The following is a 17,204-nucleotide window of genomic DNA, read 5'->3' as shown; positions in this document are numbered from 1 at the left end:
TCAGGGCTTGAATTCTGCTTTGGCCTGAGACAGTACGACATTGCCGTTTTGCGTCTCGGCCTGCACGATCGCGACTCCGTCGCCCGTTTTCCACATCTTCGTTATAATGGTGTCGCCGAAATAGACCTGAGCGGCAAAGCGTCCGCTGAGAGATTTGAAACGGGCGGGATCGTTGCCGCAAAGCTCGCGCAGGACCGCGCGACCGACAAAGCCATATGTGCAAAGCCCGTGAACGAAGGGCTTTTCAAAGCCGCCCAGTTTGGCGAAGTCCGGATCGATGTGGATCGGATTGCGGTCGCCCGAGAGGCGGTAGATTGCCCCTTGCTCGGGACGCGTCATATCCTCGACCACTGCGTCAGGCGTCCGCTCTGGCGGCGTCGAGTCGACGCTCGCAGGGCCGCGCTCTCCGCCGAATCCACCGGCGCCGCGTACAAATAGCGTCGCGTGAGTTTTGAAGAGGGGGCCCTTCTCGTCGGAACCTGTACTCTCAACTCCGATAACGGCCGCCTTGCCTTTGTCCCAAACCTCGGAAACGCGCGCCGTTATCTTGACCTTGGCCGATGAGGGCAGGGGACGCAGCAACTCGACGGATTGCTCGCCATGCAGCAGCATTTCCAACTTCATCTCGACGCCGCTCATCAGCCCTGCGAGCCCTCGCCCGCCGGGGATGACGGCGTAGGTCGGCAGAACTTTCGGTCCTCTGCCTTCATAAATGAAATCAAGCCCATCGGCGGGTCGAGCGCCGACGCCGAGTGCATAGAGCATCGTGTCCTTGTCGGACCATTCCACATCGACGGCCGGAAACGTCATGCCGACCAGATCCTTCGAAATCGCCTTTTTCCCGCTCATTATCGTAATCCTGTTCCGCAATTGTCATTTCTCGTCCGCTCAAGGTTTCTTGCCGTCCGGTGGCCAGGCGACGACGCCATCCTCAAGCGGAATCTTCAGGCTTTTGAGTAGTTGCGAGAAAAGCGTCCAGTTTCCGATGGCAACAACCAGTTCGATCCGTTCTTCTACCGTTTTCAGGTGTGCCGCACAGGCAGTCCAGGTGGCGTCCGAAATCATGCCGCCGTCGAGCGTCTCGTCGGTCGCGGCGAGAATGGCACGGTCGGCGTCGGACAGGCAGGAAGCGTTTTTCCAGTCCCGCGTGGCGACCAGATCCGCCTCCGGAATGTCCAGCATGCGGGCGACCCGCCAATGCTGTGTCCATTCATAGAGCGATTTCGTCTTCCAGCCGATACGCATGATGATGAGTTCGCGCAGTCTTGCATCGAGCTTGTTGCCCTGGAAAAGCAGGGTGTTCAGCGTCGAGGCAAGCTCGCGCGCTACATCGGGATGGCGGAGCAAGACCCTGAATACGCTGAGTGGCGCCATTTGTTCGGATATGCCGGCTTTCGCGGCTGCGGTCGCCGCTTCCGCTATCGACAGCAGGGGAACCCTGGGCGTTTCATCGGTCATTATTATTTTGTCCTCCCCGAAATTTTGCGAAGCGGAAGTTTAGGGCTTCGCATTCTACGTTTGAATCTTTATAACACATACAAGGATAAAAAAATATATATGTGTTATCGACGCGTCGTCGGTGCCGACACCAAGCAGGGAGTTGAAAATGTTGCCGAAAAAATCGATGGCGATGGTGCAGACGGCTCCGCGCAAACTCGAAGCCCGAGATTTGCCGATCCCCCAGATCGCCGACGACAGCGCCATCCTTCGCATCGAAGCCTGCGGCATTTGCGGCAGCGACTACGAACAATACGAAGGGGTCTTGCAGACTCCGATGCCGGTGATTCCGGGCCACGAACCTCTCGGGATTATCGAGGCAATTGGCGACAAGGCCGCCAGGCGCTGGGGCGTCGATGTTGGTGATCGGGTCGCCATCGAGACGATGTTGTCGTGCCATTGCTGCGACACCTGTGTCGGCGGGCATTATCACCTCTGCGACCGCCGCCAGATCTACTCATATATTCCGCTCACGGAGTCACCGGGCCTCTGGGGCGCCTATTCGCAATATATGTACCTCGCGCCCAACACGATCCTTCACAAGATGGACAAGAACCTTCCGGCGGAACTGGCGGTCATGTTCAATCCGCTGGGTGCGGGCTTCCGCTGGGCGGTCGAGATTCCGCAGACGCAGGTTGGCGATACCGTTTTGATTTTTGGACCCGGACAGCGCGGGCTTGCGAGCGTCGTTGCCGCACGTGAAGCCGGCGCGGGAAAGATCATAGTCACGGGGCTTGCGGCCGATTCAAAAAAGCTCCAGATGGCGCTTGCTCTGGGCGCCGATCACATCATCGACGTGCAGAACGAAAATGTTGTCGATCGCGTGCGGGCGTTGACAAACGGAAAGGGCGCGGACGTCATAGTTGAGGTTACGTCCTACGCGACTCAGCCGGTCCGTGAAGCCCTGGATTGTGTCCGTATGGGCGGAACGGTCGTCCTTGCCGGCGTCAAGGGATTCAAGCCTGTCTCCGATTTTGTGTCCGACCTTATCGTCATGAAGGAAATCACCATCAAGGGCGCGATCGGCGTTACGTCGTCGGGATACAAGAAGGCGATCGAGATGATCGAGCGCCGCAAATATCCTCTTGAGCTCATGCACACTCATAATTTCGAGCTTGAGGAAGCTGAACTGGCGATCAAGACGCTGGCGCGCCAGATCGAGGGGCGGGAATCCGTCCATTCCTGTCTCATTCCGGCGACTTGATCTGTCTACAGAATATTTTCTACGGAAGGTGTGCGGCGGATCAACGAAAAGGCTGCGTGCCTGGGCAATGATGATGAGGGCAGTTTCGTGAAGAATTTCAGCGACAAGGCTGCGATCGTCGGGATCGGCGAGACCGGCTATGTAAAAGGGTCGGACCAGACGGCCGTGGCCATGATGCTAGACGCCGCCAGGCGGGCCATCGCGGATGCGGGGCTGAAGCCTGGGGACATCGACGGCATGGTGCCGCCGCCCGTCTATACAACCTCGGAGGAACTGGCCGCCAACCTTGGCGTCGATGTGCTGCGATATGCATCGACGGTCAACATGGGAGGCGCGAGCCCGACTACGGCGTTGCAGAATGCCGCCATGGCCGTGGCCTCCGGTATCTGCGACAACGTGCTGGTCACGCTCGGCTGGAATGGCTACTCGGCGCTGCGTCCAAAAGCGGGGGTGCCGCCAAGCCGGCCAATGAACATGAACACGCTGACCTCGACCATCCGGGGTTACTATCTCCCCTATGGCGTTCTGTTGCCGGTGCAGATGTATGCTTGGCTCGCGACGCGGCACTCGAAACTTTACAATGTTGGCCCCGAGGCGACGGGTTGGATTGCGATGGCGTGCCGCAAGCATGCCCAACTCAACGACCGCGCCCTGACCTGCGGTCAACCGATGACGATGGACGATTACATGCGGTCGCGCATGGTGTCCTCGCCGTTCCGTTTATTCGATTGCTGTCTCGAGACGGATGGGGCCTGCGCCGTCGTGGTGACGAGCGCCGAGCGGGCGAAGGACTTGCCTCACAGGCCGGTCTATATCTCCGGCGCGGCCGAGGGCCATCCTTATCCTGCCGACGATATTCCGTCACGGCCGGATCCTTTCAAGATCGGTTTGAGCTACGCCGCGCCACGCGCTTTCGCCATGGCCGGCGTGACACCGAAGGACATGGACTTTCTGCAGGTCTACGACTGTTTCACCTATGTCGTGCTGCTCCAGCTCGAAGCCCTGGGTTATTTCGAGCCGGGTGGCGCACTCGATTTCGTCAAGGATGGACAGATCGAGCTCGGCGGCAAGTTCCCGCTCAATACGCATGGCGGGCTTTTGAGCGAGGCGCATGTGTGGGGCCTCAATCATGTGCTTGAGGCGACCCGCCAATTGCGCGGCGATGCGGGCAAGCGGCAAATTCCGGATGCCGAAATCGGACTCGTGACCGGATGGGGCGATCTCGGCGATGGCAGCCTCGCGATTTTGAGGAGGTAAAAATGGAAATTGAGCAACCGAAATATCCTCAGCCCGCGACCGTCGATCCGGTCGACGCGGAGTTCTGGAAGCTTTGCCAGGACAGCGTCCTGCGGTTTCAGCAGTGCAGCCATTGTGATACCTGGCGGTTCCTTCCGCGCTACATGTGCGCAAAATGCGGTTCGCCGGATTACGAGTGGATGCCGAGCAGCGGGCGCGGGCGCATTTTTTCCTGGACGGTGACCTACCAGCCCTTTCATCCGGCTTTCGCACGCGACGTGCCCTACATAGCTGCGGTCGCGGAATTGGAAGAAGGCGTCCGCATGGCGACGCGCTTGCTCGACTGCGACCCGGAGGCAGTTGAACTGGACATGCCTGTGGTCCTTGTCTTCAGGGATATCGGCGACGGATTCATGCTTCCGTGTTTCAAACCTGCGCCGAAATAAAAGCAAAGCCAATCGCATCTACGCATCGGAGATCGAAAATGGATCTGGCATATGGCCCCAAATACGAGGCCTTCCGGGAAGAGGTCAGGGCGTTCCTGACGAAATACAAGAGTCAGGCGCCTAAGGGTCTCGGTGCTGCCGGGCGCCCGTCTCCCGAAGCCTGTTCCTGGCAGCAACTGCTGATCCAGCACGGCTATGCCGCGCGGACGATTCCGAAAGACTACGGAGGCTATGGTGCAAAGCCGGATATTCTCGAATCGCGCATCATCGCGGAGGAATTTTCCGCTGCTCGTGTTCCTTCGGCGTTGCAGAACCAGGGTATCTCCATGCTGGTGCCGACGCTTCTCGAGCTTGGCACCGAGGAGCAGAAGAAAAAATGGGTGAAGCCGACGCTTCGCGGCGAGGTGGTCTGGTGCCAGGGATATTCCGAGCCTGGTTCCGGTTCGGACCTCGCCAGCCTTCAGACAAGGGCGACTGTCGATGGCGACGATTTCGTCATCAACGGCCAGAAGATCTGGACCAGCACCGCGCATGAGGCAGACATGATCTTCTGCCTGGTGCGCACCGAGCCCGACAAGCCGAAGCATGAAGGCATTTCCTATCTGATTTTCTCGATGAAGACGCCCGGCATCGAAGTCCGTCCGCTCACCACCATGACGGGCCATGCCGAATTCAACGAAGTCTTCTTCACCGATGTGCGCGTGCCGAAGACGCAGATCGTCGGCCAGCGCGGGCAGGGGTGGTTCGTCGCCAACGCAACGCTGAAACACGAACGCGGAATGCTGGGCGATCCGGCCGCTATGGAAACCAGGTTCCAGGCCCTTGTCGATCTGATGCACGAGGAGACTGTCGACGGGCAGCGGGCCATCGACAATCCAATTTTCCGGGACCGCCTGGTAAGGCTTCAGGCAGAACTTGCTGCCATGAAGTTCAATGGGCTCCGGCTGCTGACCAGCGCCAGCAAGGGTGAGGATCCCGGCTTGGCGCGTCTGATCGTGAAGCTTCAGTCCTGCGAACTTACCCATCAAATATCGGCGCTCGCGATCGACGTCATGGGAGAGCTTGGCGTTCTCTACGACGACAGCCCCTATCTGCGTAGCCACGGCTCGTGGCAGTGGGGATACATGTTTCAGCTTGGGCTCATCATCGGCGGCGGCACGGCGCAGATTCAGAAAAACATTATTTCGGAACGTGGGCTTGGAATGCCGCGCGAACCGAAGCTGGCAAAATAGGAATTTATCCGATGGAATTTGCATTGTCGGAAGAGCAGCGCCTGTTGCAGGACAGCGTCCGCCGTTTTCTTGAACAGAATTCGCCGCTTGACAAGGTGCGCCTTGCCGCCGGGAACACGCATACTGTTCAGCGGTCCCTGTGGGCGGGCGCCAGCGAACTGGGTATCCCTGGAATGCTGATTCCGGAAGATTTTGGCGGCATGGGTCTTGGGTTTCTCGACGCGGCGATCGTTTACGAGATGTTCGGTCGGTATGTGGCGCCGCTGCCTTTCCTTGGGACCGCCGTCATGGCGCCGCTCGCGCTGATGCTTGCAGGCAGCGAGGCCCAGCAGGAAAAGTGGCTGCCGAAGATCGCCGCAGGCGAGATTATCGCAGGCGTGGCCGTCACGGAAAGCATCGGCGTCCGCGAAGATGCCGGCGTGAAAGCCGGGAAGGGAACGCTCACGGGCAAGGCCCTCTTCGTAATCGACTGGGCTGAGGCCGATCTCTACATCGTGGCCGACAGCGACCATGGACTTCATCTCGTTTTGCCCGGCGCGAAGGGTTTGTCGCGGCGGGCGTTCGACACCATCGACAAGACCCGATCGGTTGGCGAACTTGTTTTCGACCAGGTCTCGGCTGAGCCCTTGCCTCGATCCAGCGCCGACGCGGTTGCGCGGGTGATAGATGCAGGTAGGGTCATGCTTGCTTCCGACACCCTCGGCGCGGGTCAGATGATGATCGAGAAAGCAGTTGCTTATGCGGGAGAGCGCAAGCAGTTCGGTCGTGTGATCGGGTCGTTTCAGGCCGTGAAACACCTCTGCGCCGAGATGGCGGCCGCTCTCGAACCATCGCGTTCGCTGGTGTGGTATGCGGCCCATGCGCTGGACGAGGTGCCGGGCGACGCGCGCCTCATGGCATGTCATGCCAAGAGCCATTTGTCGGAAGTGGGCCGCTTCGTCGCGCGCACCGCGACCGAGGTTCATGGCGGCATGGGCTTCACCGATCTGCTTGGCCTGCATTACTGGTTCAAGCGTATTGGTTTCGATCGGCAGCTGTTGGGCGGGCCGGAGCTGGTTCGTCTCGAAGCGGCGCACTTGCAGGGCTGGGCTGCCTAGACCCCGACCCGGGTATCGGGAAGCATGGATACGGTTGTCGATGTGTGTTGCCGCGACTCACGGCGCGGTAATATTCGCATCGGCCCGGCAATGGGGAGAGAGGCGGATTTATCGCGGCCAACCTTTCGACGGAATTTTTTGAAAGAGGCGGACAATTCGGTCTTTTGCCCGCCCGGAGAAATTCATTATAATAAAAATACAATCACCCGGATCGTCGCCGCGAAAGGTCAGCAGATGGATATCGAGCTTACGAAAGAGGACGATGCCTTTCGCGCGGAAGTCCGCCGGTTCATTTCGGAAAAACTCCCCAGGGAGCTCGCGGAGAGAGAGACAGTGGGCGCGTCTGGCGAGCGCGGGGCGCTCAGGCGCTGGCAGAAGGACCTCCACGAGAAAGGCTGGGTAGCGGTCAATTGGCCCAGGCAGTATGGCGGCACTGGATGGACGCCGATGCAGAAGCATATTTTCAACGAGGAGATGGCCGCCGCTAACGCGCCGCGTCTGTCGCCTTTCGGTCTGTCGATGGTCGGGCCGGTGATTTACACTTTCGGCAACGAAGAACAAAAGAAGCAGCATTTGCCGGGTATATTGTCGGGAGATGTTTGGTGGTGCCAAGGCTATTCGGAGCCAGGATCCGGATCGGACCTCGCCTCGCTGAGGACCAGGGCCGTGCGTCAGGGCGACCATTACATCGTCAACGGCCAGAAAATCTGGACGTCGTACGCCCACGAAGCCGATTGGATATTCTGTCTCGTGCGAACGGATGAGACCGCTAAACCGCAGGAAGGTATCTCGTTCCTTCTGATCGACATGAAGACGCCCGGCATCGAGGTGAAGCCCATCATTTCCATCGATGGCCTGCATCACTTGAACGAAGTTTTTTTCACTGACGTCAAGGTGCCGGTGACGAACCGCATCGGCGATGAAAACAAGGGCTGGACCTACGCCAAGTTCCTGCTCGTCAATGAGCGCACCGGCATTGCGGGTGTTCCCGAGTCCAAGCGCAAGATCGCGCACCTCAGAAAAATCGCCAGACAGGAAAGGCTTGGCGATGGCACGGCGCTGGCGGACGATCTGGCATTCATGACGAAGCTCTCCGAAATCGAGGTAAAGCTTACGGGGCTCGAATATACCAATCTGCGGATCGTCGCGGATGAGGTGGCGGGCCGCCCTGCGGGCCCCTCTTCTTCGACCTTGAAGATTGTCGGGACCGAAGTTCAGCAGGCGTTGTCGGAGCTTGCCGTCGAAGCAGCCGCCTTCTACGCCATGCCGTTCCAGAGGGAACATTTGATGGGAATCGCCAATGAAGCGCCCGTCGGGCCCGCCTATGCGGTGAGCGTGACAAGTGCCTATAATTTCGGTCGCGCCGCTTCGATTTATGGCGGCTCGAACGAAATCCAGCGCAATGTCATCGCAAAGGCCGTTCTGGGACTTTGACGGACCATCTAGGATGCGTCCCTTTTTTTATGTCAGTCCACCAACCCTTCAGGCTCAAGCCGCCCGCGAATAGCGCTTGAGCTGTTGATCGATATTGCCGAACTGGGTTTCGATCATGGTGAGGTGCTTGTCGTCCCCCAGGCGTGGCCGGAGAACATCGTGCGGCGGTCGACGGCGAAGGCGCCGTCTTCTGGAACAAAGAGAAGATGGCGGACAATCGCGAACTTTTGGACCGGATCAAGGAAGTGGCGGTGCTGGAGCCGCAACCGGAAGTCCATGTCCGGGGCGACCGGAATACGGGCTTCGAGTTCATCGGCCGGGTGACTGTCACCTGTCAGCGCGACGGCATCCAGAAGGTCGCCTTCATCACCGAGCCCGTCTCCGGCGCGGCGCAGCAGGAGTGAACCCATGGCCATGAATGTCGGCGACGGCAAGGAAGACGACGTGATGATGGAGGTCAACACGACGCCCCTGATCGACGTCATGCTGGTGCTGCTGATCATGCTGATCATCACCATCCCGATCCAGACCCATGCGGTGAAGCTCGACATGCCGCAGAACCTGTCAGCCCCGCCGCCCGAGACGGAGCCGCAGGTCGTCGATCTCGAACTCGACTTCGACGGCACGGTGTTCTGGAACGGTGTCCCCGTCCCGGACCCCGGCGCGCAATGCCTTCGCGACGGTCAAAGACCCGAACCCCATGTCACTCGCGCAGATATGGATCGTCCTCACCAGATGAGCGGTCCATTGACCATATCCGAACCGGAATAGAAGGCTCCGGCGACTTATCTCCTTTTCGAACCGGTCCCATGAAATGGCAAAACACAGAGCAATATGAGTGGCTTCAGGCCTTGTCGGCGCATGGGCTTGCGTGGGAATTTTTGCGCCGCAATCGCGCCTACAGGAGCGCGGCTGCAAATCTTGGCGTGACGTGGCCGCCGGATGGCAGCCCGCCCGATGAGACCTGGTCCGCCGGCGACCAAATGTCCGAGGCACGGGAATGGGGCTTGCTCCTTTTCGAAACGCCCGATCGCGACGCGCGCGAGGCGAATATTTTCTGGATGCCGGAGTTCTGCCCGAGTGTTCTTCCGGTCGTTGCGAGCCAGAATGTCGGTCACGTGTCGGGCCGGTTTCTGAATTTAAGCCGCCTGCGATGCCGCAATGTCCTCATCCCCGGAGAAGACATTCAACATCTTCTGTGCGCCGACCAGGGCCGGTTCCTGCAACTGTCTGTTACTGGCGAATGCCTTACGCGCCCGGTGCAGGTGCTTGCGAACGTCTTGCCCATGACGCCCTATTCGGAGACAAGATGGCGCGGCTTCAGGCGGCTGAACGACCTTGTGTGCACCGAGACGCTACGAACGAAATTTTATCCGCCGGACCTTGGCGCTCGACGCCTCTCCCGAGTTCTGCAGGCGCTGGACGGCTATCTCGCTGGAGCATCCCAGCGCGAGGTCGCGGTTGCGCTGTTCGGTGCGGAGCGTGTCGAGGCTGACTGGCGCGATCCGCGGAACCATCTCTGCGACCAAGTGCGCCGCGCCATTAGACGCGGCCGCGACCTGATGAATGGCGGTTATCTAAAATTGTTGCGATGAGGGAGCTCAGTGCGCCCCGGTAGTGAGAAGATGACGGTAACCATTATCCGACATCCATCTGGCACGGCGCAAGTGGCTCGCCAGGGCGTTGCGGGATCGCTCGGCCTCTCGCGCGGGGTCGATACCCAGAACGATCCTCGACATCGCCTCATCCGACGCGCCGGCTGCGACGGCGTCGAGCAACCGCAGATAAACGATCAGATGACGCTCGTCATAGTCGGTGATTGTCTCCGACCAAGGGACGTCCTCGACGATCTCTGGATTGAGTTCCGGCTTAGGCATGTCCCGCTCCGCTCATGGTTCCGTGCCATCCGAATAACATACTATAGTTGATAAACTTAAAGTATGTAATCCGCTGACCTTGGCGCATGGATATGCGCAAGACGGTCGGCGACAATGTCAGGCGGATCAGGCTCAAAAAGGGTCTGACCCAAGAACAGTTCGCCGAGATTTCCGGTTTCAGCCAGCAATACATCAGCGGGCTCGAACAAGGCCGCCGCAATCCAACCGTCGTGACGCTTTATGAACTCGCGACCGCGTTGGGTGTCAGTCATCTCGATCTCCTGCGTCCGGACAGATCGGGCTGAGACTCGATCACCTTGTTTTTCGGATGTGGCGAAGGGCGATCTCGTCCCATCAGTCAAGTTCGCACCGCATCAAAATATCCTAAAATGGGATAATCCGAAACTGGGATTATTTGGTCGAACCGTTTTGTCTCAAGCCGGTTCGGCCGAATGTCCAAGACCCTTCGCACGCCGCGTCAACGCAAGCTGCTGGCGTTGCTGATCAAGCTTCGCAAGGCGAAGGGCCTGACGCAGGCGGATGTCGCCGCGCGGCTCAAGCGTACCCAATCCTTTGTCGCCAAATATGAAGGCGGCGAACGCCGTCTCGACATCATCGAATTCGTCGACGTCGTGCAGGCGCTTGGCGACGATCCCGGTGACGTTCTCAAGGAACTCTACAAGCCCAAGGGTTAAGGCCGCCGCGCTTTCGCGCGGCGTCTTTATTTGAAGCGTCTCCCCGTCACGCGGGATGGGCGGCGCTCCCTTCTAGGCCCGCCGCGGCAGGCCGCAACCCTCCGCTTGCGCTCCGGGTCCTCCACTTCGTTCCGGCCTTCGGTGCGTCCCGCCTCTGACGGCGGGCCTTCCGGTCGCTTTTCGCCGCCCATCCCGCTTCCGGGAGAGACGCGGCGGGATTTGACGGGAGCTGGCCGATGCGCGGAGAACATAATCGTCAGACCGGGAAGCAGGCGGGGCCGCAGCTTTATGCCGATGTGACGGCAAAAATCGTCGCGGAACTGGAAGCGGGCCGGGTGCCTTGGGTGCAGCCCTGGGACGAAGCGAAAGCGGGGCTCGGTCTGCCGCGCAATGCGGCGACGGGGAATGCCTATTCGGGGATCAATATTCTGATCCTCTGGAGCGCCGTCATCGAACGGGGTTTCGCCGCCCAGAACTGGCTCACCTTCCGGCAAGCGCTTTCGCTTGGCGGCCATGTCCGCAAGGGCGAGAAGGGCGTGGCCCTCGTTTATGCCGACCGCTTCACGCCCAAGGCGGAACGGGAACGCGCGGCGGCGGAGGGTGAGGAGGCCCGGAGCGTTCCCTTTCTCAAGCGCTTCACCGTTTTCAATGTCGCGCAATGCGATGGCCTGCCGGGCGAGCTGCTTGCACCGCCCGCCATACTGCCGGAATGCGAGACCGTGCCCGCCGCCGAGGCGCTGATCGCCGCGACCGGCGCGGCATTCCATGTGGGCGGCGCGATGGCCCTTTATGTGCCGAGCCTCGACCGCATCGAGGTGCCGCCGCAAACGGCCTTTCACGAGCCGGTCAATTATTACCGCACCTGTTTCCATGAACTCGGCCACTGGACCGGCCACCCCTCGCGGCTGGCGCGCGATCTTTCCGGGCGTTTTGGCTCGCGCGCCTATGCGGCGGAGGAACTCGTCGCCGAAATGGCGAGCGCCTTTGTCTGCGCCGCGCTCGGCATCGTGCCGACGGTGCGCCATGCGGACTATATCGCCTCATGGCTCGACCTGTTGCGCGACGATGAGCGTGCCATCTTCCGCGCCGCGAGCCTCGCCTCCAAGGCGGCGGATTTCCTGCTGGCCTTCCGCGCGGAGGGCACAGAGACGGGCGCGGGGAGGGCGGCATGAGCGAGCACCCGCCTCTCGACTCCGAAAAGACGCCCGAAGGCGAGCAGTGCCTCATGCCGGGCGTCGCGCCGATCCGCGAGCGCGACCGGCTGGCGGCCTTCATGGCCGCGCCGCTGCGCCCGCGCAAAGCCCAGAAGCCCTTGAACATCGGCCTCTTCGACGAGGACGCCCGCAACCAGCTGAGTCTGTTCTGAAGGAGACACCCATGAAGAAATGGACGGTGCAATGCGGCTTTGCCGCCTATTACGCCAATATCGTGGCGGTCGAGGCCGACACGCTCGCGGAGGCACTGGAGAGGGCCATCGTCACCGCCAATGAGAGCGACGGCTGGAAGCCACTCGACGATTGCGGCCCGACCTTCATCGATGCCGTTGCCGAAGGCGACGATGCCGATCCATGGCGGGAGTTTGCCTCCTCGCTCCCTGTGCCGCCGCGCTTCTCGGAGCGCGGTGAGCCCGTCGCCGTGACCGTCACGGTTTCCGGCGGCGTCGTGCAACAGGTCGAGATCGAGGGCGGACGCGCCCGCGTCCATGTCCATGACCACGACACCGAGGGCGCCGCGCCCGGCACGCCCGGCCTTCATATCGATGCGGCGGGCGGCACTTACGCGCTCGCCGACTGGTCGAATTTCTCTCTGCCGCTTGAAGCGGCGGAGAGCCCGAGCCCCACCCCCGAAAACACGAAAGGAGACACCAATGGAACTGCGTCACATCCCGATCGATGAACTGCGCCCCGCCGCGATCAATATGCGGCATGGCAAGCGCCCGCCCGATATCGACGACATCCTGCCCTCGATCCGGGCGCGCGGCATCCTGCAGCCGCTTCTCGTGCGCCCCGTCGAGGCGGAGCCCAACGCCTATGAAATCGTCGCCGGACGGCGGCGCTATTTCTCGGCCAAGGCGGTGAAGGAAGAGCAGGGCGAAGTCGAGCCCTTGCCCTGCGCCGTAATGGAGTCCGGCGACGATGCCGCCGCGCTCGAAGCCTCGCTGATCGAGAACATCGCCCGTCTCGATCCCGACGAGATGAGCCAGTATGAGTGTTTCGCGCGGCTTACCCGCGAGGGGAAATCCGTCGCCGACATCGCCGCGACTTTCGGTCTTACCGAATTGATGGTGAAGCGCCGCCTCGCGCTCGGCACGCTGATCGCGCCGATCCGCGCGGCCTATCGGGCGGAGAAGATCGACGCCGCATCGATCCGCCATCTGACGCTTGCCTCGCAGGCGAAGCAGAAGGAATGGTGGAAGCTCTGGAAGGCGGACCGGAACGCCTGTCCGACCGGCCACCGGTTGAAGCAATGGCTCTTCGGCGGCCAGTCGATTGCGACCGGCGCGGCGCTCTTCCCGCTCGATACTTACGAGGGCGAAATCGTCACCGATCTTTTCGGCGAGGAAGGGTACTTCGCCGATCCGGACCTCTTCTGGCGCAAGCAGGGCGAGGCCATTGCAGCCAAAGCAGACGCGCTGCGCGAGGCGGGCTGGAGTGAGGTGATCGTTATGGAGCCCGGCGAGCACTTCCCCGCATGGGACTACGAGAAGGTCCCGAAGAAGAAGGGCGGCAAGGTCTATGTCGAGGTCTCAGGCCGCGGCGAGGTCAGTTTCCATGAGGGATATCTCTCCCGCGCGGAGGCGCGCCGCAAGGCAAAACACGAGGGCGCGGGCAATGATGCAGCGGAGGTCCGCGCCGCCCGGCCCGAGGTGACCAAAGCGATGCGCAACTATATCGAACTGCATCGCCATGCCGCCGTGCGCGCCGAATTGCTGGACCATCCCGGCATCGCGCTGCGGCTGATGCTCGCGCATGTCATCGCCGGATCGGCGCTCTGGCAGGTGACGCCGGAGCCGCAGAAAGCGGCGTCCGACGCCATCGCGAAGAGCCTCGCGGCCAATGTCGCCGAACGTGCCTTCCGGGGCTGGCAGGCCAATATCCGGGCCCTGCTCGGTCTTCCGGAAGAGCGCGAAAACCTCACCGCGCCGCACGGCGACGCGGAGGCGACCATCGCCCTCTTCGCCAAGCTGCTGATGCTCAATGACGAGGAGGTCATGAATGTGCTCGCCACTGTGATGGGCGAGACATTGCAGGTCGGGAGCGCGGCGGTCGAGGCGCTGGCGGTGGTGCTGAAGCGCGACATGGCCCGGTCTGGGAGCCGGACGCGCCCTTCTTCGAACTGCTGCGCGACAGGAGCACGATCAATGCGATGCTGGCCGACATAGCCGGAAAGAGTGTCGCCGACCAGAATGTCGCCGAGAAGGCCTCCGTCCAGAAGCAGATCATCCGCGACTGTCTCGCAGGCACGAATGGCCGGGCGAAGGTCGGCACATGGCTGCCGCGCTGGATGCATGTTCCGGCGCGGGCCTATCGCGAGGATGGCGACTTCGCGCCCGCCGAGGCATGGCATCGCGTCGCGGGATATTTCGGGAAGGCCTAAAACTTTGCGGGCGTCGTCCTTCGCCGCCCGCTCTTTTTCATGAGCGAACAGATCGTTATTCATCGCCTGCCGCGCTCCGGAGTCGCGAGGGCGGCGTGATCGCGGACATGATTTCAGAGGCAGTGAAGCCGTCGTCAAGCAACATGCGGGAACGCGATGTGGGCGCGCTTGGCCGCGTTCCGGTGGTAAGGCAGGGCTCTCATCGCTCGCTCTTCGCCACGCATCTGCCGCATCCTACTCTCCCGCATGAGCGCTTTCCGGTGTTGTCGGCGTGTCGCTTCGGTGTTGAATCGATCTATCGCTCCGGCCTTCATCATCCGGCCCGTCCGCCTCAGGAAGCTTGGCGCGCATGGATTGCAAGGGCTCTCTCCTCCTTCGGCAGGGGCGTCACCGGGGTCATTCCCTCGCTTGAGCGGCGATACCTATGGGCGCTACCGCCCGCCCGAAACCGTCGCGCCGGGCTTTTTTCCCCGCGCGCTGCCGCGCGCTCCTCGCGGGGTCGCTTCGCTTCAAAAAAGCCCGGCGCTCGGGTCCTGCGCTTGCGCTCCGGCCTCCGGTTCGGCGGGCGGCTGCCGCGCCCATCGGGGTTCGCCATCGCGAGGGGAATGGACCCCTCGGCGTTCATCGAAGGAGAAAGACCATGCCTGCAATCGGATATGTCACCAAGCAGTCGAGCGGCGGTTACAAGGGCCAGTTGAAGACACTGACCATCCGCGCCGAGATCGATATCGTGCCCAATGCGGCGAAAAGCGCCGAGGCGCAGCCGGACTTCCGCGTCCTCACGCAGGGCGTCGAGATCGGCGCGGGCTGGACGCGTACCGGCGAAACTTCGGGCCGGGACTATGTGAGCCTCAGCCTCGCCGCCCCGGAATTCGGGCCGCGCCGGCTCTACGCGAATCTCGGCCGCGCCGCCGGTCAGGATGACGACGAGACCTTCGCGCTGATCTGGAATCCCGTCGACTGACGTCACACCATCGCCTCCGCGTCCCTCCGGGCGCGGAGGCTTTTCCCTTCTGCGATCTGTTGCGCTGGCGAAACGACGTGGCCGGATATTCGCCGCTCGGTCACCGGACCTCTTTTTCCGATCCTTGCCGTGGTGGGGCTTCCTTGCGCGATTCGCGCGTGGGTTACATGCGAGGTGCCCCATGGATGACGACGCGACCCGGGCTGCGAATGCCAAGAAGGGCAGTCCCTTTCTCAACACGCCGCAGGCCGCGCACTATGTCGGCCTCTCCGAGCGCACGCTGGAAAAGATGCGCGTCGTCGGCGGTGGCCCCGAATACCGCAAGCATGGCCGTTATGTGCGCTATCACATCGACGATCTCGACGCCTGGTCGCGGGAGCGGGCAAAGCGCTCGACCTCCGATGAGTGAGCGGCTCTCCCTCATCGCCGAGAGCGGCGCGCTGGTGCCCATGCGGTCTCCGCGCGGCCCGAAACACCCGCACCGCCGCAGGCGTCTTCTTCTCTGGACTGTGTTCGGCATCGGCCTGATCGGCGCGACGGCGCTTCTCGACCCACTGCCGCGTCTCGTCTGGAACGCAAGCGCCAGCGCCCCGCGCGGGCTCTATCTGCGTCTCTCGCCGGATTTTGTCCGGGGCGATCTTGTGCTGGCGCGCTTGCCGGAAGAGGCACGACGCATTGCCGACGAACGGCACTATCTCGCGCGCGATGCCCTGCTGATCAAGCGCGTTGCGGCCAGCCGGTTCGATACGGTCTGCATGACCGGCAACGACCTCACGATCAACGGGCGGCACGCGGTGCGGCGGCTGGAGTTGGACGGCGAGGGCCGCCTTATGCCGCGCTGGCGGGGCTGCGAGAGGCTCGGCGGCTATCATGTTTTGCTGCTCGCCGAAGGCGAACCCAGCTCTTTCGATGGGCGGTATTTCGGGCTGGTCGAGCGGGCGCTCGTCATCGGCAGGCTGGTACCGCTATGGATATTCTGACGCTGGTTCTCGCCCATGCGATCCGCAGCGCAGAGCCGGAGCATGGCCTCACACCACTAGCCACCATGAGCATAGTGGTCGATCCGGAAGCAAGGAACATGGCGCGATGGCGGCCCCTCATCGCCGAAGCCGCGCGGCATTTCGGTATTCCGGCGCACTGGATCGAGGCCGTCATCGAGGCGGAAAGCGGTGGCCGGACTCTGCTGAACGACGCGCCGATCACATCGCCTGCGGGCGCAATGGGACTGATGCAGCTGATGCCCGCGACCTATGCCGAACTGCGGGCGCGACATGGGCTCGGCCCCGATCCGCATGATCCGCGCGACAATATTCTGGCGGGCACGGCCTATCTGAGTGAGATGCGCGACCGCTTCGGCTTTCCGGGACTTTTTGCCGCCTATCATGCCGGGCCGACACGCTATCAGGCCTATCTGAAGGGCGAGCGGAGCCTTCCCGAAGAGACCCACGCCTATCTCGCGGTGGTTCTCCCGCGTGTTGAAATCGTCCCCACAGACGACAAAGCAGTCGTCTCATTGGCAACCGCACGCGTGTCTTTCGCCTCCGGAAAATCGCTTTTCTTCCCGCTCGACGGGCATGAAACGCGCCCCGAAGTTGCTTCGACGAACGATACGGTTCAGCGTCGAAAGCGGTATCTCTTTGCCGGTTCTGACGGCAAATCGCGCGGTGACTTCGCTGCCGGTGGTGGCGATCTCTTCGTGCAGCTCTTCAGCATCTCCCGTTAGTCAGTCCCAGGAGAAAGGGCATCGACGCAGGTGAGCGTGGGGTGAACTCGATATCGCGGGAGGGCAAGATAAAAGAACGGCGCCATGAGGGGCTTATGTTCCTGTCTGCACATCTCTTTTGACGGCGCCATGCGCCGAAGGCGTGGCGCCATTGTCGCGCCAAGTCCCTGTGTCTCTTCGATCTTCATGGCGCCGTCTTGTC

23 protein-coding genes are annotated in these 17,204 nt (G+C 61.7%); 20 read left to right on the top strand and 3 right to left on the bottom strand.

The features are described 5' to 3' along the window. Both ACOQOT_RS13470 and ACOQOT_RS13465 read right to left on the bottom strand, forming a co-directional pair. Positions 1-849, bottom strand: coding sequence for a MaoC/PaaZ C-terminal domain-containing protein (locus ACOQOT_RS13470; protein ID WP_293323264.1), 849 nt, complete (start codon positions 847-849; stop codon positions 1-3). A 39-nt stretch (positions 850-888) separates the two neighbouring features. Further along, positions 889-1,458, bottom strand: a complete 570-nt coding sequence (locus tag ACOQOT_RS13465) for a carboxymuconolactone decarboxylase family protein (RefSeq protein ID WP_293323267.1) — start codon at positions 1,456-1,458, stop codon at positions 889-891. Between the two features lie 148 nt (positions 1,459-1,606). Here ACOQOT_RS13465 and ACOQOT_RS13460 point away from each other — a divergent pair, with 148 nt between their 5' ends. The 9 genes from ACOQOT_RS13460 to ACOQOT_RS13420 all read left to right on the top strand — a co-directional run bounded on the left by ACOQOT_RS13460 (position 1,607) and on the right by ACOQOT_RS13420 (position 9,741). Beyond that, positions 1,607-2,701, top strand: a complete 1,095-nt coding sequence (locus ACOQOT_RS13460) for a zinc-dependent alcohol dehydrogenase (protein ID WP_293323270.1) — start codon at positions 1,607-1,609, stop codon at positions 2,699-2,701. A 30-nt stretch (positions 2,702-2,731) separates the two neighbouring features. After that, the gene (locus ACOQOT_RS13455; protein WP_244444463.1) at positions 2,732-3,958 is read left to right on the top strand and encodes a thiolase C-terminal domain-containing protein; all 1,227 of its coding nucleotides are present in this window, start codon (positions 2,732-2,734) and stop codon (positions 3,956-3,958) included. 2 nt (positions 3,959-3,960) lie between these two features. Next, positions 3,961-4,383 carry a Zn-ribbon domain-containing OB-fold protein gene (locus ACOQOT_RS13450; protein ID WP_293323277.1) on the top strand — a complete coding sequence of 141 codons (423 nt, stop codon included), beginning with the start codon at positions 3,961-3,963 and terminating at the stop codon, positions 4,381-4,383. Positions 4,384-4,421: 38 nt separating this feature from the next. Beyond that, positions 4,422-5,615 carry an acyl-CoA dehydrogenase family protein gene (locus ACOQOT_RS13445; protein WP_293217662.1) on the top strand — a complete coding sequence of 398 codons (1,194 nt, stop codon included), beginning with the start codon at positions 4,422-4,424 and terminating at the stop codon, positions 5,613-5,615. An 11-nt stretch (positions 5,616-5,626) separates the two neighbouring features. Beyond that, positions 5,627-6,712, top strand: a complete 1,086-nt coding sequence (locus ACOQOT_RS13440; protein ID WP_420559736.1) for an acyl-CoA dehydrogenase family protein — start codon at positions 5,627-5,629, stop codon at positions 6,710-6,712. A gap of 234 nt (positions 6,713-6,946) precedes the next feature. Beyond that, positions 6,947-8,146 (top strand): acyl-CoA dehydrogenase family protein, encoded by a 1,200-nt coding sequence (locus ACOQOT_RS13435; RefSeq protein ID WP_167091721.1) that lies wholly within the window; start codon positions 6,947-6,949, stop codon positions 8,144-8,146. A 206-nt stretch (positions 8,147-8,352) separates the two neighbouring features. Next, entirely contained in the window at positions 8,353-8,550 is a 198-nt protein-coding gene (locus ACOQOT_RS13430; RefSeq protein ID WP_420559735.1) for an ExbD/TolR family protein, read from the top strand. A 4-nt stretch (positions 8,551-8,554) separates the two neighbouring features. Continuing rightward, a complete protein-coding gene (locus ACOQOT_RS13425; protein WP_012110719.1) occupies positions 8,555-8,917 on the top strand; it encodes an ExbD/TolR family protein in 363 nt (120 codons plus the stop codon). A 38-nt stretch (positions 8,918-8,955) separates the two neighbouring features. Then, a complete protein-coding gene (locus tag ACOQOT_RS13420; protein ID WP_293325860.1) occupies positions 8,956-9,741 on the top strand; it encodes a DUF2285 domain-containing protein in 786 nt (261 codons plus the stop codon). Positions 9,742-9,747: 6 nt separating this feature from the next. Here the strand turns inward: ACOQOT_RS13420 and ACOQOT_RS13415 are convergent, their stop codons facing one another. Next, positions 9,748-10,023 carry a DNA -binding domain-containing protein gene (locus ACOQOT_RS13415; RefSeq protein ID WP_290891734.1) on the bottom strand — a complete coding sequence of 92 codons (276 nt, stop codon included), beginning with the start codon at positions 10,021-10,023 and terminating at the stop codon, positions 9,748-9,750. Positions 10,024-10,109: 86 nt separating this feature from the next. Between ACOQOT_RS13415 and ACOQOT_RS13410 the strand changes: the two genes are divergently transcribed. The 11 genes from ACOQOT_RS13410 to ACOQOT_RS13360 all read left to right on the top strand — a co-directional run bounded on the left by ACOQOT_RS13410 (position 10,110) and on the right by ACOQOT_RS13360 (position 17,002). Then, positions 10,110-10,328, top strand: coding sequence for a helix-turn-helix domain-containing protein (locus ACOQOT_RS13410; protein ID WP_290891735.1), 219 nt, complete (start codon positions 10,110-10,112; stop codon positions 10,326-10,328). Positions 10,329-10,475: 147 nt separating this feature from the next. Then, a complete protein-coding gene (locus tag ACOQOT_RS13405; protein ID WP_012110723.1) occupies positions 10,476-10,718 on the top strand; it encodes a helix-turn-helix domain-containing protein in 243 nt (80 codons plus the stop codon). A 236-nt stretch (positions 10,719-10,954) separates the two neighbouring features. Further along, the gene (locus tag ACOQOT_RS13400) at positions 10,955-11,890 is read left to right on the top strand and encodes an ArdC family protein (protein WP_420559734.1); all 936 of its coding nucleotides are present in this window, start codon (positions 10,955-10,957) and stop codon (positions 11,888-11,890) included. Beyond that, positions 11,887-12,084: a hypothetical protein gene (locus tag ACOQOT_RS13395; RefSeq protein ID WP_290891737.1), complete on the top strand. Its 198-nt coding sequence runs from the start codon at positions 11,887-11,889 to the stop codon at positions 12,082-12,084. Before ACOQOT_RS13400 ends, ACOQOT_RS13395 begins: the two co-directional genes overlap by 4 nt. A gap of 11 nt (positions 12,085-12,095) precedes the next feature. After that, the gene (locus tag ACOQOT_RS13390) at positions 12,096-12,614 is read left to right on the top strand and encodes a hypothetical protein (protein WP_290891738.1); all 519 of its coding nucleotides are present in this window, start codon (positions 12,096-12,098) and stop codon (positions 12,612-12,614) included. Next, complete coding sequence (locus tag ACOQOT_RS13385) at positions 12,586-14,100, top strand: ParB/RepB/Spo0J family partition protein (protein WP_420559733.1); 1,515 nt, start codon at positions 12,586-12,588, stop codon at positions 14,098-14,100. Before ACOQOT_RS13390 ends, ACOQOT_RS13385 begins: the two co-directional genes overlap by 29 nt. Beyond that, entirely contained in the window at positions 14,085-14,315 is a 231-nt protein-coding gene (locus tag ACOQOT_RS13380; protein WP_420559732.1) for a hypothetical protein, read from the top strand. Before ACOQOT_RS13385 ends, ACOQOT_RS13380 begins: the two co-directional genes overlap by 16 nt. Before the next feature lie 640 nt (positions 14,316-14,955). After that, positions 14,956-15,279, top strand: coding sequence for a DUF736 domain-containing protein (locus tag ACOQOT_RS13375; RefSeq protein WP_293323652.1), 324 nt, complete (start codon positions 14,956-14,958; stop codon positions 15,277-15,279). A gap of 181 nt (positions 15,280-15,460) precedes the next feature. Continuing rightward, positions 15,461-15,688 carry a helix-turn-helix transcriptional regulator gene (locus tag ACOQOT_RS13370; RefSeq protein ID WP_041535925.1) on the top strand — a complete coding sequence of 76 codons (228 nt, stop codon included), beginning with the start codon at positions 15,461-15,463 and terminating at the stop codon, positions 15,686-15,688. Next, positions 15,681-16,259 carry a S26 family signal peptidase gene (locus tag ACOQOT_RS13365; RefSeq protein ID WP_293323658.1) on the top strand — a complete coding sequence of 193 codons (579 nt, stop codon included), beginning with the start codon at positions 15,681-15,683 and terminating at the stop codon, positions 16,257-16,259. The genes ACOQOT_RS13370 and ACOQOT_RS13365 overlap by 8 nt, the downstream gene beginning before the upstream one ends. Continuing rightward, on the top strand, positions 16,247-17,002 hold the full coding sequence (locus ACOQOT_RS13360) for a lytic transglycosylase domain-containing protein (protein WP_293323661.1): 756 nt from the start codon (positions 16,247-16,249) through the stop codon (positions 17,000-17,002). The genes ACOQOT_RS13365 and ACOQOT_RS13360 overlap by 13 nt, the downstream gene beginning before the upstream one ends. Positions 17,003-17,204 lie beyond the last annotated feature (202 nt).

This window comes from Tepidicaulis sp. (assembly GCF_965222285.1).
GTDB lineage: Bacteria > Pseudomonadota > Alphaproteobacteria > Parvibaculales > Parvibaculaceae > Tepidicaulis.
Note: the sequence above shows the minus strand (reverse complement) of the source record. Positions and strands in the feature narration are given on the sequence as shown.

What these genes read in the sequence shown, in the direction of transcription:
- ACOQOT_RS13410 (WP_290891735.1), top strand. Translation starts at nt 10,110, where the DNA reads ATGGATATGCGCAAGACGGTCGGCGACAATGTCAGGCGGATCAGGCTC.
- ACOQOT_RS13460 (WP_293323270.1), top strand. Translation starts at nt 1,607, where the DNA reads ATGTTGCCGAAAAAATCGATGGCGATGGTGCAGACGGCTCCGCGCAAA.
- ACOQOT_RS13370 (WP_041535925.1), top strand. Translation starts at nt 15,461, where the DNA reads ATGGATGACGACGCGACCCGGGCTGCGAATGCCAAGAAGGGCAGTCCC.
- ACOQOT_RS13375 (WP_293323652.1), top strand. Translation starts at nt 14,956, where the DNA reads ATGCCTGCAATCGGATATGTCACCAAGCAGTCGAGCGGCGGTTACAAG.
- ACOQOT_RS13420 (WP_293325860.1), top strand. Translation starts at nt 8,956, where the DNA reads ATGAAATGGCAAAACACAGAGCAATATGAGTGGCTTCAGGCCTTGTCG.
- ACOQOT_RS13445 (WP_293217662.1), top strand. Translation starts at nt 4,422, where the DNA reads ATGGATCTGGCATATGGCCCCAAATACGAGGCCTTCCGGGAAGAGGTC.
- ACOQOT_RS13365 (WP_293323658.1), top strand. Translation starts at nt 15,681, where the DNA reads ATGAGTGAGCGGCTCTCCCTCATCGCCGAGAGCGGCGCGCTGGTGCCC.
- ACOQOT_RS13435 (WP_167091721.1), top strand. Translation starts at nt 6,947, where the DNA reads ATGGATATCGAGCTTACGAAAGAGGACGATGCCTTTCGCGCGGAAGTC.
- ACOQOT_RS13415 (WP_290891734.1), bottom strand. Translation starts at nt 10,023, where the DNA reads ATGCCTAAGCCGGAACTCAATCCAGAGATCGTCGAGGACGTCCCTTGG.
- ACOQOT_RS13380 (WP_420559732.1), top strand. Translation starts at nt 14,085, where the DNA reads ATGCTGGCCGACATAGCCGGAAAGAGTGTCGCCGACCAGAATGTCGCC.
- ACOQOT_RS13465 (WP_293323267.1), bottom strand. Translation starts at nt 1,458, where the DNA reads ATGACCGATGAAACGCCCAGGGTTCCCCTGCTGTCGATAGCGGAAGCG.
- ACOQOT_RS13470 (WP_293323264.1), bottom strand. Translation starts at nt 849, where the DNA reads ATGAGCGGGAAAAAGGCGATTTCGAAGGATCTGGTCGGCATGACGTTT.
- ACOQOT_RS13440 (WP_420559736.1), top strand. Translation starts at nt 5,627, where the DNA reads ATGGAATTTGCATTGTCGGAAGAGCAGCGCCTGTTGCAGGACAGCGTC.
- ACOQOT_RS13390 (WP_290891738.1), top strand. Translation starts at nt 12,096, where the DNA reads ATGAAGAAATGGACGGTGCAATGCGGCTTTGCCGCCTATTACGCCAAT.
- ACOQOT_RS13385 (WP_420559733.1), top strand. Translation starts at nt 12,586, where the DNA reads ATGGAACTGCGTCACATCCCGATCGATGAACTGCGCCCCGCCGCGATC.
- ACOQOT_RS13450 (WP_293323277.1), top strand. Translation starts at nt 3,961, where the DNA reads ATGGAAATTGAGCAACCGAAATATCCTCAGCCCGCGACCGTCGATCCG.
- ACOQOT_RS13430 (WP_420559735.1), top strand. Translation starts at nt 8,353, where the DNA reads ATGGCGGACAATCGCGAACTTTTGGACCGGATCAAGGAAGTGGCGGTG.
- ACOQOT_RS13360 (WP_293323661.1), top strand. Translation starts at nt 16,247, where the DNA reads ATGGATATTCTGACGCTGGTTCTCGCCCATGCGATCCGCAGCGCAGAG.
- ACOQOT_RS13400 (WP_420559734.1), top strand. Translation starts at nt 10,955, where the DNA reads ATGCGCGGAGAACATAATCGTCAGACCGGGAAGCAGGCGGGGCCGCAG.
- ACOQOT_RS13395 (WP_290891737.1), top strand. Translation starts at nt 11,887, where the DNA reads ATGAGCGAGCACCCGCCTCTCGACTCCGAAAAGACGCCCGAAGGCGAG.
- ACOQOT_RS13405 (WP_012110723.1), top strand. Translation starts at nt 10,476, where the DNA reads ATGTCCAAGACCCTTCGCACGCCGCGTCAACGCAAGCTGCTGGCGTTG.
- ACOQOT_RS13425 (WP_012110719.1), top strand. Translation starts at nt 8,555, where the DNA reads ATGGCCATGAATGTCGGCGACGGCAAGGAAGACGACGTGATGATGGAG.